The 15,450-nt window shown below is 56.3% G+C and carries 9 protein-coding genes and 7 pseudogenes; 7 read left to right on the forward strand and 9 right to left on the reverse strand.

The genetic code is table 11. The annotated features are described in order from the left end of the window. Window positions 1–264: 264 nt before the first annotated feature. Complete coding sequence (locus SGP1_RS08685) at window positions 265–690, forward strand: tail fiber assembly protein (RefSeq protein WP_041866793.1); 426 nt, start codon at window positions 265–267, stop codon at window positions 688–690. Then, window positions 677–1,148, forward strand: a pseudogene (locus SGP1_RS08690) (DNA adenine methylase); the annotation flags it as partial. The gene SGP1_RS08685 and the pseudogene SGP1_RS08690, both read left to right, overlap by 14 nt. 42 nt (window positions 1,149–1,190) lie before the next feature. On the opposite strand, the pseudogene SGP1_RS08695 reads toward SGP1_RS08690, so the two are convergent. From SGP1_RS08695 to SGP1_RS08720, 6 genes and pseudogenes are all read right to left on the reverse strand, one after another. Next, window positions 1,191–1,618 (reverse strand): annotated as a pseudogene (locus SGP1_RS08695) (phage tail protein). Window positions 1,619–1,623: 5 nt separating this feature from the next. Further along, window positions 1,624–2,262: a hypothetical protein gene (locus SGP1_RS08700; RefSeq protein WP_148203436.1), complete on the reverse strand. Its 639-nt coding sequence runs from the start codon at window positions 2,260–2,262 to the stop codon at window positions 1,624–1,626. Window positions 2,263–2,525: 263 nt separating this feature from the next. Further along, complete coding sequence (locus SGP1_RS08705) at window positions 2,526–3,419, reverse strand: phage tail tape measure protein (protein WP_041866617.1); 894 nt, start codon at window positions 3,417–3,419, stop codon at window positions 2,526–2,528. Between the two features lie 116 nt (window positions 3,420–3,535). Further along, window positions 3,536–3,742, reverse strand: a complete 207-nt coding sequence (locus SGP1_RS08710; RefSeq protein ID WP_341532848.1) for a hypothetical protein — start codon at window positions 3,740–3,742, stop codon at window positions 3,536–3,538. 46 nt (window positions 3,743–3,788) lie between these two features. Beyond that, window positions 3,789–4,301: pseudogene (locus tag SGP1_RS08715) on the reverse strand (phage major tail tube protein). Between the two features lie 10 nt (window positions 4,302–4,311). Further along, window positions 4,312–4,935 (reverse strand): annotated as a pseudogene (locus SGP1_RS08720) (phage tail sheath subtilisin-like domain-containing protein); the annotation flags it as partial. Between the two features lie 76 nt (window positions 4,936–5,011). Here SGP1_RS08720 and SGP1_RS08725 point away from each other — a divergent pair. Then, a pseudogene (locus SGP1_RS08725) lies at window positions 5,012–5,970 on the forward strand (contractile injection system protein, VgrG/Pvc8 family). A 44-nt stretch (window positions 5,971–6,014) separates the two neighbouring features. Further along, on the forward strand, window positions 6,015–6,242 hold the full coding sequence (locus SGP1_RS23750; protein WP_148203359.1) for an ogr/Delta-like zinc finger family protein: 228 nt from the start codon (window positions 6,015–6,017) through the stop codon (window positions 6,240–6,242). Between the two features lie 237 nt (window positions 6,243–6,479). Here the strand turns inward: SGP1_RS23750 and asnS are convergent, their stop codons facing one another. Continuing rightward, entirely contained in the window at window positions 6,480–7,880 is a 1,401-nt protein-coding gene (gene asnS, locus SGP1_RS08735) for an asparagine--tRNA ligase (protein WP_011410875.1), read from the reverse strand. A gap of 233 nt (window positions 7,881–8,113) precedes the next feature. Continuing rightward, entirely contained in the window at window positions 8,114–9,337 is a 1,224-nt protein-coding gene (pncB, locus tag SGP1_RS08740) for a nicotinate phosphoribosyltransferase (RefSeq protein WP_041866795.1), read from the reverse strand. Window positions 9,338–9,628: 291 nt separating this feature from the next. Here pncB and pepN point away from each other — a divergent pair, with 291 nt between their 5' ends. The 3 genes and pseudogenes from pepN to SGP1_RS08755 all read left to right on the forward strand — a co-directional run bounded on the left by pepN (window position 9,629) and on the right by SGP1_RS08755 (window position 14,268). Beyond that, window positions 9,629–12,247: an aminopeptidase N gene (gene pepN, locus SGP1_RS08745; RefSeq protein ID WP_011410877.1), complete on the forward strand. Its 2,619-nt coding sequence runs from the start codon at window positions 9,629–9,631 to the stop codon at window positions 12,245–12,247. Between the two features lie 283 nt (window positions 12,248–12,530). Then, window positions 12,531–13,541: a quinone-dependent dihydroorotate dehydrogenase gene (gene pyrD / locus SGP1_RS08750; protein ID WP_011410878.1), complete on the forward strand. Its 1,011-nt coding sequence runs from the start codon at window positions 12,531–12,533 to the stop codon at window positions 13,539–13,541. Window positions 13,542–13,709: 168 nt separating this feature from the next. Continuing rightward, window positions 13,710–14,268, forward strand: a pseudogene (locus SGP1_RS08755) (cell division protein ZapC). Between the two features lie 39 nt (window positions 14,269–14,307). Here the strand turns inward: SGP1_RS08755 and SGP1_RS08760 are convergent. Next, window positions 14,308–15,404: pseudogene (locus SGP1_RS08760) on the reverse strand (YcbX family protein). Between the last annotated feature and the right edge of the window lie 46 nt (window positions 15,405–15,450).

Raw genomic sequence — 15,450 nt, forward strand, 5'->3', positions numbered from 1 at the left:
GCAGCCTGGATGGTATGAGCACGTTTTATCTGACCGCCGCTAGTGGTGCTTCCTGTGCTTTTGGCGGTGGCGGCCCAGGTGGGCATGTCGGGTCTCAGGGAGCACACCATGCCAGACCCGCTTACGGCTATGGTGCCGGGGGTGGTGTTGGTACGCGTATCGCCGGTACTGTGGGCGGTAATGGCGGTAATGGCGGTAATGGCGGTAATGGCGGTAATGGCGGTGATGGGGTCGGTGGTCTATTAATGCTGGAGTGGTAATACAATGGAAAGTGAACGTTATGCCGTGATTGATGCGCAGGGGAATGTTGTCAACATGATTCTATGGGATGGTATTAGCCCCTGTCGGCCCCGTGAGGGTCATCGAGCCATCGATGCCAGCAACGAGCCGTATGCCATGATAGGCGGACGCTATGAAGACGGAAAATTTATTCCTGTTCCCCCGCCGCTACCCGAGCCTTTACCCCCTGAGTTTCTACGCGAACAGGCCATGGGGGAAAAGAGGCAGCGAGATGCCGCCGCCCGCGATGCGATAGCCCTGCTGGAATACGTCATTGAACTGGATATGCAGCAAGGTGGAGAGGCGAAAAAACTGCGGGCATGGAAAAAATACCGCGTATTGCTTAACCGTGCGGATATCAGCGCCGCGCCAGATATCTACTGGCCAACGCCACCGGATGAGGGAGTATAACGTGTCCTCGCCGATGATTCCCTGGGTCGGCGGCAAGCGTCGCTTGATAAAACAGATTTTGCCCCACTTCCCGGCGCATCAGTGCTATGTCGAACCCTTTTGCGGCGGTGCCGCGCTGTTCTTCAGCAAGTCGCCCTCTAAGGAGGAAGTGCGAAACGACATTAATGGCGAACTGATGAATCTCTACCGGGTCGTGAAGGTGCATCTGGAAGAATTTATGCGCCAGTTTAAATGGGCATTAAGCAGTCGCCAGCTGTTTGAATGGCATCAGCAGACGCCACCGCACACCCTGAGCGATATCCAGCGGGCGGCCCGGTTTTATTATCTGCAGCAGCTGGCCTTTGGCGGTCGGGTCCGCGGACAGAGCTTTGGCACCGCCACTACATCGCCCAGGCGCTTCAATCTGCTGCGCCTGGAAGAGCAGCTATCACAGGCGCACCTGCGGCTCTCAGACGCCACCAGTGAGGTGTTCGCCGGACTGCCCCAGAAAAGCCTGACGCTTAACTACTGCGTCGGCCGCCAGCCGTTACCTGAGCCAGACTTTCGCGCGCATCCTCGCTGACCTTTTTCAGCGACAGGGTGAACTCGATTTTTTTCGCTTTGCCGTCGGCGTAAAACTCTGTGCGGGTTTCACTGAGATTATCGATAACAAACAGGCCAAAAATCATCCCGGTTACCTCAATCAGCGGCCAGGGCCGGGCGGTGTAGGCCATGGTGCGTAGCGTCTCCAAAGACACATCGCCGCCGGTCACCTCGGGATACAGGACGCCGCTCAGCGTAATGGCGTCTTCACCGGGGCCGATATACTGCCATCTCGCCGACCGACCGATACACTCATTCTTGACATGTCGCACCCGGCGCTACGGGCCAGCGACTGATAGGGCACGGTATTGAGCAAAAAGACAAACATGCCATAGGCCATCAACATCTGCATTACTCCCCATCGCTCAGTCTGGAGCGGCGACGCGTGCTGTTCTCGCGCATCAACTCCCGAATTTTATCTTTTACCAGCTCGCCCAGCGCCCGGCGATCGCTTATGTCGATGCCATGAAAATGCAGGTCAAACCGGTAAGTATCCTGGCTTATCACACCGCCTGACGCGACGGCCGCGCGCGTCGGCGTCACTGGAATAGGGATCCCCGCCAGTGGCGGCAACACCGTGTCAGCCAGGCTGGCGGCAGACTGCGTCAAACGGGTAAGCAGTGACGCCGGACGTATCGCGAGTCGGGGCTCCTGGTACAGTCCGTCAATGGCCGTCACCGGCGGGCGATGTTTAAAGACGATATCCCCCAGTCTGCCGTTTTCGGTTACCTTCCCCGCAGACGAGGAGGGGCTTTTTTCACTGCCCGATTTGCCGCTATACACCCGTGAGCCCAATGTGGGTACCACGGGTTTTACCGCAGGAATCAGGGGGTATTGGCCTGTTCGCCGGTTTTCTGGCGCGCGCCCTTCGTTACCGGGCGTCATGGCTTTGGCGACATCGGCGGCCGCTTTGGTCGCATCAGGGATCGCCCCCAGTTTTTCCAGCAGCCAACCTATCCCTTTTGCGACCTGCTGAATCGGCCAGAGCAAACCGGAAATCGCCCGCCCACCACCTTGCCGAATGTTTCCCCGGCGGCGGTGCATTTTTCGAGGGAGGCTTTTGAGGACGCCACCGGCGTCAGAAGACGCGTAGACCAGTCCCACACCTGGCTGATAGAGTGACCAATACCGTCAAAGACCGGGGCCAGAGGCGTAAAGACCGCCATAAACGCCTCTTTCAGTGGTGCCAGTCCTGCTCAGGCCGGTGAAAAAACCGGAGAAAAACGCCTTAAGGGGTTCCCAATACGTCCAAATCAGTACGCCCGCGGCCACCAGTGCCGCAACCAGCAGGGTAACCCCCGCTCTGGCAACATTGCACAACATACCAAAGCCCGAAGTGGCCAGCGTCCTGAGCCCATTGCCCAACACGGCCAGCGCTGCCCCCGTCCGGCCCTGGCCGCACCCCGTGACAGGCCCATCTGCAGGGCATTGCCAGCAGCGCCCCGCGGTTGCGCAATGCGCCCAGTTTCGCCGCCCGCGTGCATCAGGGCGTTAAACAGGGCGTCATACTTGCCGTTAACGGCGGCCTCCATCACCGCGCCCATGCCCACCATGGCCTCTTCGCCAAACAAATCTTTTTTCAGGCGCGCCTGGCTGGGTTGGTCAAACGTGCGCAGCGCCTGCCTGGCCTCCTTGAGGATCTCCGCCATGGCCGCCATGCTTTCCAGACTGACGCCCAGATCCGCCGCCATCGGGCCCGCATAGGTCATGGTTTCCCCCAGCTGGCGTAAATCGGTATTGGTACGGGTAAACGCACCGGTCAGGACGTCGGACACGCGATCCATCTGCCCCGCATCCAAGTAGCCCAGGCGGGTCAACGCCTGCACGCTGGACATGCCGGCATCAAAATCCCGTCCAGGGGCCAGCAGGCGTTGTGAGGCATACAGCTCGCCCCCACCCGCCGCCATGGCGTCGGCCCCTCTGCCCGCGAGCTTGCCGCGCGTCTCTTTGGCGCGGGCATAGCTGGCCTGCATGCGCGTCAGGGCACTTAAATGGCGCTGCTGCGCGACCAGCTGGCGGTTATAGCTTTCAGTGCGGCGGGTGAGCTGCGCGGTAGCGTTATCGCTCTGACGGATGGAAATGCCGTGACGGTACAGCTGGGCGGCCACCGCCTGGAGTTTTTTCTTCTCCTTCGGCAATAAGCTCATCAGTTTCTACGCAGGGACAGCGGATAACGCATCGTCCGATGTCGTCCCAGTCGCTGCCGAGTTCGGTGCCAAAAAATCAGCCACGCCCGCCGCAAACTGTGAAAAGTACTGAACATTCATGGTGATAATTTTTCCGTCAGGCGTGGGTGTGTTACGCGGGGCAGAAGCGTGATCAGGGCATTCACATCACTGGTCATCACGTCATACAGTTTCAGGCCGCGCAGCGCACCGACCTGTTTTAGGGTATCGGTTATCGTCACTTCCGTGATTTCTTCGCCGCTGGTACGTTTGATGGCAACACTCAAAGGGATAATTTTAGACATAAGTCGCGTCTTCCTGTGGTTTCATAAAGGGATGGTGCCTGGCGTATCAATGACCCATGTTGGCACGGTGACTCTCCAGCAGATCCTTGCCGCCGACTTTCCAAATCATGTTAATCATATCGACTTCGAGCACATCCTCGCGTTCGATGGCGATGCGACAATAGGTATTTTTCAGCGTGTACTTGTGCTGGGTGTTTTCTCCCTCCTTGGCGGCCCCCCAGTCCAGCTCGGTAAAGCGGCCACGCGTCTAGATTTCACAGGCGACGGCCTGCCTGCTGGCAGCATCCGTGTAGGAGCCCGCGAAGCGCAGCTGCAGGCTGTCAATGGGGCCGCCCAGGGTTTTCAGCAGGCTCACTTCCAGCCCGCACATGGTCAGCTCCATATCCAGGGCGCTGCTGTCAAACCCCATCAATACCGCTACCGAGCCTGGCATGCCGGCCCCCTGATAGTCTTCGGTTTTCAACGACAGCTTGGGTGGCGTAATTTCCTCAATCAGCCCCAGATAGGTCTGGCCGTTAATATAGGTATCGAACATAAACAGCTTTTTCGGCATTCCCATGATGTCTTCCTTACCCCAGCTGATTGAAAACGGCGAAGTATTCGTCCGTGAAGGTCTGGATCAGTCCCATGCTCTCCAGTGGCGGTACCGGCGTGTATTTGTAACGGATATGTGCCTGCCCTTCGCGCAGGGTTTCTTTCGGGTTATCGGCCGGATCATACCAACAGGAAAAGCCCAGCAACCGTCCCGACGTCACCAGCTGCATCCCCTTGCGGTTGATGCCGTCGACCACATCTTTCACCAACAACGGGGTAAGCGTTTTATCCATATAGGAAAAATGCGCCTCGGCGATCATGTCCGCCAGGATCTGCGCGGTACGGGTATAGAAGCCACCACGCTTGATAAGCGTGGTGACGTGATGCGCGTTGAGGTCGCTGGCATCGGTGTCCTTGCCCTGCAACGACCACCAGATGTCCGCAGAAATCCCCAGTACGCCGTCCAGCGCCACATTCGATAACGATTTGTGCCAACCCTGCTCCGCATCCAGTTTTGCCCGTAGCCCCAGGGCATAGGCAGTGGCCGGTACGGTCTCGTTTTTACCTGACTGGGCGTTGTAGGCAATAAAATCCGGGTAGATGATCATCAGCTCGCGCTGGCTAAAGGTCTTGCGGTAGGTTTTCACCCCTTCAAGGGTCTTCTTACAATCTGGCAGGATTGCCCGCGCAGGGCCTGGCGGCAATGCTGTATGACAAAAAAGCGGAGACCGTACCATGGAATTTGTCGACACCCTGCTCAGCAATGAGGATGCCCGCCGCCCGGCGTTTGATTTGCTGATGGGCGGAAAGCGCGTCGGGACGGTGAATGACCGTCTTCTCTCCCTGACGCTGACGGATAACCGGGGATTTGAGGCCGACACGCTGGAGATGGTGCTCGACGATGCCGACGACGGGATAGATTTGCCTGCTCGTGGCGTACAAATCTCCGTCTCCCTGGGCTGGGAAGGCGAAGCGCTGGTTCATAAGGGGCTATTTACCGTCGATGAAGTGAGCCACAGTGGTCAGCGCGATAGCCGGACGCTACCGCCTGCAAACCGGCGTGAGCCGCAGTCTGAAGGACGTGGAAATTGACCACGCCGATCAGACTCAGGAGAGTGATATCAGCTTTTTAACCCGCATGGCTGAACTGCTGGGTGCCATTGCCACCATCAAGAACGGCATGTTGTTGTTTATGGTGCCAGGGCAAGGAACAACGCAAAGCGGTAAGCTGTTGCCAGCCATCAGCCTGACCCGTGCAAGCGGTGACCGGCACAGCTTTCGGGTGGCGGACTGTGACGCCTATACCGGCGTACGTGCCTACTGGCTGGATTTGAATGTGGGCAAAAAAGCGGAAACGACCCTGACGCGCAAACGGGCGTCCGACAAGAAAAAACACGCCTCCTCCCGCCGTGAAGGGGATTATCTTGCCGGCGCGACGGGCGGCAGCGGCGAAATGGTCCACCCTACAACGCGGTGCAGCGGAGTTCGGCATTACCCTGGCCCGGGGCAGACCCGATATTTACCCTGAGCTGCCTGCGCGCGTCAGCGGCTTCAAGCCGGCCATAGACAACGCCGGGTGGGTGATTGCCCGTGTGGTCCATACGCTGGGCGAGCGGGGGTATGTCACTGCTCTGGAGCTTGAGGTCAGCCTGCGGGATGCCGAGATGGCGCTGGCTGACAAGGTGTCAACATAATGACACACTATCCGTAAACAAATAGTGTCATTGTGGGAAGTTTTATGGCGTTCAAGTGTCCACGTTGCGGCGCGGTGGCAAAAACCCGCACCAGCGAGGGAATGAGTTCGGAAACCCGGCGCAGCTACCATCAGTGCCAGAATCTGTTATGCGGTAGCACCTTTACCACGCTGGAAAGAATGCTGAACACGCCGAAGTCCGTTGACTTGCCGAAAGATTTTACCCTGCCCAAAACGTTTTTCTCCGCACACATTACGGCAATGACCTGCTGACCCTGAACCTCTCTTAACTCTCTGCATCAGGCAAAAACGGCAGCCCAGGCGATGCTGTGTGCTGTCGTTGACGACAAAAGAAAAGCCCCGGAAACCGGGGCCTGATTCGATGTGGACGATTTGTGGATGACTATTGAAATAAATCCTTTTATTTCAATCCATTAAAACCATACTAAGGACAGCAGAGCTGGCCTTGGTGTCGTATTTATATGTTTTTCTTATATTAAATGCTGGATTTTAGAAATTGGCATTGCGTGGACTTCGCGGGAAGGGTATTACATCACGAATATTTTGCATTCCCGTGACATACACTATTAATCTCTCGAAACCTAATCCAAAACCTGAATGCGGAACGGTTCCATAGCGACGCAAATCCCGATACCACCAGTAATCGTCTTTATTAAGTCCCATTTCCGCCAGACGCTGGTCCAGCCGGTCCAGACGCTCTTCACGCTGTGACCCGCCGATGATTTCACCGATGCCGGGCGCCAGAACATCCATGGCCGCGACGGTTTTGCCATCGTCGTTCATCCGCATGTAGAATGCCTTGATATCTTTGGGATAATTTTTCACCACCACCGGCGCTTTAAAATGTTTTTCCGCTAGATAGCGTTCATGTTCCGAAGATAAGTCAATGCCCCAGGAAACCGGATTTTCAAAAGTCTGACCGCAGTTTTGCAGGATCTCTACCGCCTTGGTGTAGTCGACTTGAGCAAAATCTGCACTGATAAATTGTTTCAGACGATTTATTGCCTCTTTGTCGATCCGCTCGGCGAAGAATTGCATATCGTCGGCCCGCTCGGTCAATACTGCCTGAAACACATATTTAAGCATGGCTTCCGCTAAACCGGCGGCATCGTCCAGGGTAGCGAACGCGACCTCTGGCTCGGCCATCCAGAATTCGGCGAGATGGCGGCTGGTATTGGAATTTTCCGCCCGGAACGTGGGGCCGAAGGTGTAGATTTTCGACAAAGCGCAGGCGTAACTTTCACCGTTTAACTGTCCCGAAACCGTCAGGAAGGCCTCTTTGCCGAAGAAATCTTCATCATAATTAACTTTGCCGTCGGGGGTGCGCGGCAGATTTTCCAGATCGAGGGTGGACACGCGGAACATTTCACCGGCGCCTTCAGTATCGGAAGCGGTAATCAACGGCGTCGACACCCAGAAAAACCCTTGCTCGTCCATGAAACGGTGAATGGCCTGCGCCAGGGTATGACGCACCCGCGCCACCGCTCCGATAAGGTTGGTGCGCGGCCGCAGATGAGCGACCTCGCGTAGATATTCCACGCTGTGACGCTTGGCTGCCATGGGGTAGGTGTCCGGATCGTCCACCCAGCCGAGCACTTCAATTGCCTGGGCCTGAATTTCGTAACGCTGACCACCGCCCAGGGATTCGACCACCCGACCGGTCACCGACACGGAGCAACCCGAGGTCAGGCGTAAAATGTCGTTCTGATAATTCGGCAGAGTATTATTAATGACAGCCTGTAAGGGATCGAAGCAGGAACCGTCATAGACGGCAAGAAAGGAGATTCCGGCTTTGGAATCCCGGCGGGTACGCACCCAACCCTGTACAGTGATTTCACTGTCAGCCGGCATGCGCCCTTGCAGTACATCGACTACAGGCACTACGCTCATAAAATACTCTCTTACTCAGTTAATAGGAAAAGGCTTTTGGCCCGCTAACGTACCATAACATAATATGTTACTTGGCGGCGGCAAGACCACAAGGGGAAATCGCATGTTTCTGGCAGCAATCTTGCTTTACGCGATTATTGCGCGAAGGAAACGGCGGCGGTGTCATGACCACTGCAGGACGGTCATGACAAATCGCGGGAAAGGGGGAGGCGTATTCGCGCCCTGGCGCTAGTTCAACTGGCCTTTTTCACCACCAGTGGCACATCAAACGCTTTACGTAAGGCGCGGACAAAGGCTTTATCATGACACATGATTTTGCCGGGGCTGTCCGACAGCTTAGCCACCGGTTTACCGTTGCATTTCACCAGTTTGATAACGATGTTAAGCGGCTTAATGCCGGGGATATCGCACGTCAGCCGCGTGCCGATGCCAAACACCAGGTTGATGCGCTGCCAGAAATGACGATAAAGCATGAAGGCCTTATCAAAATCGAGGCTGTCTGAGAACACCAGCGTTTTGGTGAGCGGATCGATACCCAGCTGCTGATAATGCGCAATCGCCTTCTCGCCCCATTCTACCGGATCGCCTGAATCGTGGCGCATGCCCTGGTAGGCACGGGCGAAAGACGGCCCGAAGTCGCGCAAAAACGCATCCATGGTAATACAATCGGTAAGAGCGATCCCTAACCTGTCGGGGTATTCGTCCAGCCAGGCCTGCAGCGCGGCGCTCTGGCTATTCGCCAGATCCGGGCTGATCTGCTGATGGGCCTGAAACCATTCATGCGCCTGGGTACCAATCGGCGGCAAGCCCCGTTCCCGCGCCAACTGGTAATTGCTGGTACCGATAAGATAAGGAAATTCCCGCTGCAATTCGGCGATAACTTCAAACTGCACCTGACGCGAGAAACGCCGCCGGGTACCGAAATCCATCAGCCGGAAACGGGAGGTGTCCAAATCTTCGCTGATGCGGCGAAAATGGAGCAGCTTTTGCCGCAGTCGCGCTACTGCGTCTGCCGTCGTTACCTGTGGCGAACGGCGGTGGTGCACGACTTCGCTTATGACCGCAAGCAGCGGCACTTCCCACAAAATAACGTCGCGCCAGGGACCGGTGATGCGAATATCAAGTTTGCCGTGATGATTGCGTATCCGAACCTGACTTGGGTCAAAGCGGAACTGGCGCAGACAATTAAGGTAATCACTCTGGAAAAACGGCAGACCGCGCAGATAGGTAAATTCATCGTCATTCAATTGCAAGCCACGCATCATGTCGACCTGCGCACTGATGTCGGCGGCGTATTCGCCAAGCAACTCGTATCCCCGGCAGCGAAATTTCGCGCTTACCATGACGTCGTGGTAACGGTGGAACACGGCCTGCTGCATATGGAATTTGTAGGCATCAGTATCGAGTATCGACGTTAAAATCGGATCGGTGGCAACATTCACGGTGCGTTCAAGCATCCTCTTACGACATGTGTTCTCAGTCGGATAAAGGGGTAACGGCCATGAAAAGCCGCGGTTATCCTATCAGTGTAGTCACATCAGGGCATAGTTGGCGTGATAACGTCGAGGACCAAATGTGCTGTCCCGCGGGCTATTCGCCCGGCAAAATGCCAGGTTTTTCCTGCAGCTCGCGCTAATTTTCAGCGAACGTTGCATTTTAGCGTGCTTGCCGGGCTTTACAATGGCAACCTGCCGCTAACAGGAATAGACTTAACGGCAGAAATCGACACTGATGCCAAAAGGTTAACTATGACGCAACAGCCACAAACCAAATACCGCCATGATTATCGTGCGCCGGACTATACCATTACCGATATTCACCTGGATTTTGATCTCGAGGCCGAGAATACCACCGTCACGGCAACCAGCACCGTCGTGCGTCAGGGCCAGGCCGGCGCGCCTTTGCTGCTTAACGGCGAAGATTTACGCCTGATAAGTCTGCGGGTGGACGGTCAGGAATGGGCGTATTATCGTCTGGATGCGCCCGGCTTGGTCATCGAGCAGTTGCCCGCCACCTTTACCTTGATCATCAAGACGCTAATTCATCCTGCCAATAATACCGCGCTTGAGGGGCTCTATCTTTCCGGCGAGGCGCTTTGCACCCAGTGCGAGGCGGAAGGGTTCCGCCATATTACTTTTTATCTGGATCGCCCGGACGTGCTGGCGCGGTTCACTACGCGTATTCTGGCGGATAAGCAACGCTATCCTTTTTTGCTCTCCAATGGCAACCGTAGTGATTACGGCGATAACGGCGACGGCCGTCATTGGGTCGTCTGGGAAGATCCCTTTCCGAAACCCTGTTATCTTTTTGCGCTGGTGGCCGGCGATTTTGACGTGCTGCGCGATAGCTTCACCACCTGCTCCGGCAGGGAGGTGGCATTAGAGCTGTTTGTCGATCGCGGCAATCTGGATCGCGCCGACTGGGCGATGGCCTCCCTCAAGCGCGCCATGCGCTGGGATGAAACCCGTTTTGGTCTTGAGTACGACCTGGATATCTATATGGTAGTGGCGGTCGATTTCTTCAATATGGGCGCCATGGAGAATAAGGGACTCAACGTTTTCAATGCCAAGTATGTGCTGGCCCGGGCGCAAACGGCGACCGATGTGGATTATCTCAACATCGAACGAGTCATCGGCCACGAATATTTCCATAACTGGACCGGCAACCGCATCACCTGCCGCGATTGGTTTCAGCTCAGTCTGAAAGAGGGGCTGACGGTCTTTCGCGATCAGGAGTTCAGCTCGGATGTTGGTTCACGCGCCGTGAATCGAATCAATAATGTGCGCGTCATGCGCAGCGCGCAGTTTGCTGAAGACGCCAGCCCGATGGCGCATCCTATCCGCCCCGATAAAGTCATCGAAATGAACAACTTTTACACCTTAACGGTGTACGAGAAGGGCGCGGAAGTCATTCGTATGCTGCATACCCTGCTGGGGGAAGAGAAATTTCAGGCCGGTATGCGTCGCTACGTTTCCCGTCACGACGCCAGCGCCGCTACCTGCGAGGATTTCGTCGTGGCTATGGAGGCGGCGGCCGGGATCGATTTGGCGCTGTTCCGTCGTTGGTACAGCCAGTCGGGTACGCCGCTGGTAACGGTGCGCGATGACTATAACGCCGAGCTTGAGCAATACACCCTCCACATCACGCAGATGACGCCGCCGACGCCGGACCAGCCGGAAAAACAGGCGCTGCATATTCCGCTGAATATCGAATTGTACGATAGCCAGGGACGGTTTATTCCGCTTCAGTATGCCGGCGCGCCGGTGAATCCGGTGCTGAATGTGACCGAAAGCGTACAGACCTTTATTTTCGATCATGTGCCGTCGTTGCCGATTCCCTCGCTGCTGCGCGAGTTTTCCGCGCCGGTAAAACTGGATTATCCCTATAGCGACCAGCAATTGATTACGCTGATGCGCTTTGCCACCAGCGACTTCTCCCGCTGGGATGCGGCGCAAAGCCTGCTGTCTATTTACATCCGTTTAAACGTGGCTCGCTATCAGGAGGGACAGCCGCTGACTCTGCCGCTGCATGTCGCCGACGCTTTCCGCGGTATTTTGCTTGATCCTGAACTGGATCCGGCTCTGGCAGCACAGATTCTTACGCTGCCCAGCGAGAATGAAATGGCCGGATTGTTTGATAGCGTGGATCCGGTGGCGATTCACTACGTTCACGATGCGCTGACCAGCTGTCTGGCGAATGAACTGAATGATGAGTTGCTGGCGGTTTACCGCGCCAGTCCCAGCGAGGAATACCGGGTAGATCACCGGGATATCGGCCTGCGCGCGCTGCGTAACTGCTGCCTGTACTATTTGGCGTTTGGCGATCGCGATCGTGCGGTACGTTTGACCACCGAACAATATCATCAGGCCGACAATATGACCGATACGCTGGCGGCAATGACGGCGGCGGTGGCGGCGCAACTGCCCTGTCAGGCGACGCTGCTGGCCGAATTCGATGAGCGTTGGCACCATGATGGTCTGGTCATGGATAAATGGTTTAGTCTACAGGCCACCAGTCCGGCGGCGGATGCGCTGGATCAGGTGAAATCGTTGCTCACCCATCGCGCTTTCAGCCTCAACAACCCCAATCGTGTCCGGGCGCTTATCGGCGCCTTCGCCGCCAATAATCCGGCGGCATTCCACGTGGCTGACGGTAGCGGCTACGCCTTTTTGGTCGAGATCTTGACCGAATTGAATACGCGTAACCCCCAGGTGGCTTCGCGTATGGTTGAGCCGCTTATCCGGCTCAAACGCTATGACTTGCCGCGTCAGCGGCTGATGCGTGCGGCGCTGGAGCGTCTGAAAGCGCTGGAAAACTTGTCCGGGGATCTGTTTGAGAAAATAAGCAAGGCTCTGGCCGACGCGTAAGCCGCAGCGGGCGGATGACGCGGGCCGAATCTCTCTTGAGGCACGTACGCCGCCGCATTGTTTTAGCGGCGCTAACGCGGGGGGAGGGATTCCCCTACGGCGGTATTCGCAACTAACGGGCGTTGGCGTCCTGGCGGCGCCGTTTGGGACAGTGAACGTGCGCATTCGGTAGCGTCTGAAGGGCATCCGGCGGGATGCCCTTTTTTGGTCTATCATCGATTCCCTTTCCTGCGCCGATGATTGATAATACCGCACCGGTTGTAACCAGGAATCAGGAGACCTCATGTTATACCCGCTTATCAAGCAAGCGTTGTTCCAGCTCGACCCAGAACGGGCCCATGAATTAACCTTTCAGCAGCTTAAACGTATTACCGGCACCCCGCTGGAATGGCTGGTGCGCCAATCGGTACCGACAAAAACCGTCAACTGCATGGGCATCGCCTTCAAAAATCCGCTCGGGCTGGCCGCAGGATTGGATAAAGATGGTGATTGCATTGACGCGCTCGGCGCCATGGGCTTTGGTTTTATCGAGGTAGGTACGGTCACGCCCCGCGCGCAGCCCGGTAATGAAAAGCCACGTCTGTTCCGTCTGGTGAAAGCCGGCGGTCTGATAAATCGCATGGGCTTTAATAACCACGGGGTAGACAACCTGGTGGAGAACGTTAGGAAATCCCATTTCGGCGGCGTGCTGGGCATCAATATCGGCAAAAATAAAGATACGCCAGTCGAGCAAGGCAAAGATGATTATCTGACCTGCATGGAGAAGGTCTATCCTTATGCCGGTTATATCGCGGTGAATATTTCTTCCCCCAATACCCCCGGCCTGCGCACCCTGCAATTTGGTGAAGCGCTGGATGATCTGTTGCTGGCGATAAAAAATAAGCAGGTGGCGCTGCAAGCCTACCATCACAAATATGTGCCGGTGGCGGTAAAAATAGCTCCCGACATGACCGAGGCGGAATTGATCCAGGTCGCCGATAGTTTGGTGCGTCATAATATCGACGGCGTCATCGCTACCAATACCACCACCGGCCGCGTGCTGGTCCAGGGCATGAATCATTGTGGTCAGACCGGCGGGTTGAGCGGCCGACCGCTGCAATTGCGCAGCACCGAAGTTATCCGACAATTGTCTGCTGAGTTACAAGGTAAATTACCGATTATTGGGGGCGGCGGTATCGACTCGCTCATCGCGGCCAGGGAAAAAATGGCGGCTGGCGCTTCGCTTATTCAGATCTATTCGGGCTTTATTTTCCACGGGCCGCGCTTGATAAAGGATATTGTCAGCGATATTTAGCCAATCTTGACAAAATAATGCGGGCTGGAGCTATATTTCTTCTCCAGTCTTGTTTATCTTTTATTCGTTTACTGCTAATTTAAGAACAATTAAATTTCCGGCCCCTCAGGTGACGCTTGCCGGATAGCAACCATGCCCTGAATTGGCGACGTGATAAAAGGTAAATGGATGAAGATCACCCCTGGCGATAACTGGCATTGGTTTTTCGATGCTGAACATGACCGTATGATGCTTGACCTGTCGGAGGGTTTAGTATTCCGCTCGCGCTTTTGTGCAAAAATGCTGACCCCCGATGCGTTTGAGCGCACGCATTTTTGCGTTGACGACGCGGCGCTTTATTATCAATTCTAGGATAAAAGCCGTGCATTGCTGCTCAACGACGCCCTGCGCGCTGAAATGGTGCTCAATGCGCTGGTGGCGTTGCGCTTTTTAAAACCGCAAATGCCCAAGAGCTGGCACTTCCAAACGCAGTACCACAAAGAGGCCTGGCAATCCCTGGGGGGGGGGGCGATAGCGTGCAGGTGTGCGTCAGCGACGGCGGTGAGCGGGCGCGTTTGCTGGTGGCGGAGGCGGGCGACAACGCCAGCCTGTGCGTGCTGGCCCAGCCCAGCCCGGTCTGACGCTGGCCGGCCACCGGATGGCCCTCGGTGACGCGATAAAGATTATGCATGACCGGCTGCAGCCGGTGTCGCGTCAGGACGATTTGCACTACGCGACCGCGGTCTAGGCCGGCGCAAGCCTAAGCGGTTTGTGACCGCCCGGCTGGTTATTCCAGTTGCACGTCGCAGCGCGGAATGCAGCTGCAGGACAATATCCACGGCGCCTTGGCCGTTGCGCTGCCGGTTAACGGCGCCACGTCACCCGACAGTAATTTCACCTTGCAGGTGCCGCAAATCCCGGCACGGCAGGAATAGGGGATGGGGATGCGTATTCCCTGCAGCTCCAGCTGCTCCAGCAAAATATCCCGTTGGTTGCCGGTAAAACGCCGGCCTTGATACTCAATGGTCACCAGTGCGGCGGCGTGGGGGCGACAGACGGGCTGCCGGCCTGATAGCGATGTGGTTTGCGGGTGCTGAGGATTTCGACGTTATCGCCCACCCGCACTATCCCCGTCGTGCGGGTGATGACATTCTGGCCGAAATCGACATTGCCATCATCGGCGCTGCGAAAGCCTTGTAAGGTGCGCAGCGGCTCACCCTGTGGATGCTTGTTTCCTTGCTCGACATTGACCGTGGTCAGGACGCAGCGGCTGCAGGGGTTCACGACTTCAAACTCAACCTCGCCGATACGCAAATGATGCCAACTATCCTCCGCGTATGACTCGGTCCCGGTCACCACCAGATTGGGCCGAAACTGGGTCAGAGTAACCCCGGCGGGGCAGCGGCGCTGTAAATCCAAAAAGGACGCTTCGCTTATCAGTAAATAGGGATATCCGTCGGCGAACGAGAGCGGGATGGTAGGGAAGCGTTTTACCCTGCTGTGGCTGTGCTCGCCCGTCCAGCAGAGAGTAACCGGCTGATCAAGATAGCCTGAAAGCCAGGTATTAATGGTCTCTAGCGCAGTATAAGCGTTAAAATGATTCCCCCAGACTTCCACCGGTTGCGCCGTCGCGGAAAAGTCGGCAAAGCGCACGTGATGGCTTTGCTCGTCGGGAGCGGTAAGGTGCAGCCCGCCCGGCAGCACCACCGAGGTGAATAAGAGCATCTGTGGATACTGACGGGCGGTGATGAACGTGCCGTCGGCGTCGGTGAGCATAAACACGCGATCAAACGCCAACCCTTTGGCGCCGGCCAGAGCATGCGACAGCTGCAAGCCGCGCATTGATTTCACCGGATGCACATATAAACGCGATAAAATACTCATTCTGCCTCCGTGTCGTTTGTGATGACGGTCAACTTTATGACAATGG

Origin of the sequence: Sodalis glossinidius str. 'morsitans', assembly GCF_000010085.1 — a bacterium.
GTDB classification, from domain to species: Bacteria; Pseudomonadota; Gammaproteobacteria; order Enterobacterales; family Enterobacteriaceae; genus Sodalis; species Sodalis glossinidius.

Bases quoted from the DNA above. Each gene is read 5' to 3' on its own strand.
- pncB (WP_041866795.1), bottom strand. From the start codon at position 9,337: ATGCTTGAACGCACCGTGAATGTTGCCACCGATCCGATTTTAACGTCG.
- pepN (WP_011410877.1), top strand. From the start codon at position 9,629: ATGACGCAACAGCCACAAACCAAATACCGCCATGATTATCGTGCGCCG.
- pyrD (WP_011410878.1), top strand. From the start codon at position 12,531: ATGTTATACCCGCTTATCAAGCAAGCGTTGTTCCAGCTCGACCCAGAA.
- SGP1_RS08685 (WP_041866793.1), top strand. From the start codon at position 265: ATGGAAAGTGAACGTTATGCCGTGATTGATGCGCAGGGGAATGTTGTC.
- SGP1_RS08710 (WP_341532848.1), bottom strand. From the start codon at position 3,742: ATGTCTAAAATTATCCCTTTGAGTGTTGCCATCAAACGTACCAGCGGC.
- asnS (WP_011410875.1), bottom strand. From the start codon at position 7,880: ATGAGCGTAGTGCCTGTAGTCGATGTACTGCAAGGGCGCATGCCGGCT.
- SGP1_RS23750 (WP_148203359.1), top strand. From the start codon at position 6,015: ATGGCGTTCAAGTGTCCACGTTGCGGCGCGGTGGCAAAAACCCGCACC.
- SGP1_RS08705 (WP_041866617.1), bottom strand. From the start codon at position 3,419: ATGAGCTTATTGCCGAAGGAGAAGAAAAAACTCCAGGCGGTGGCCGCC.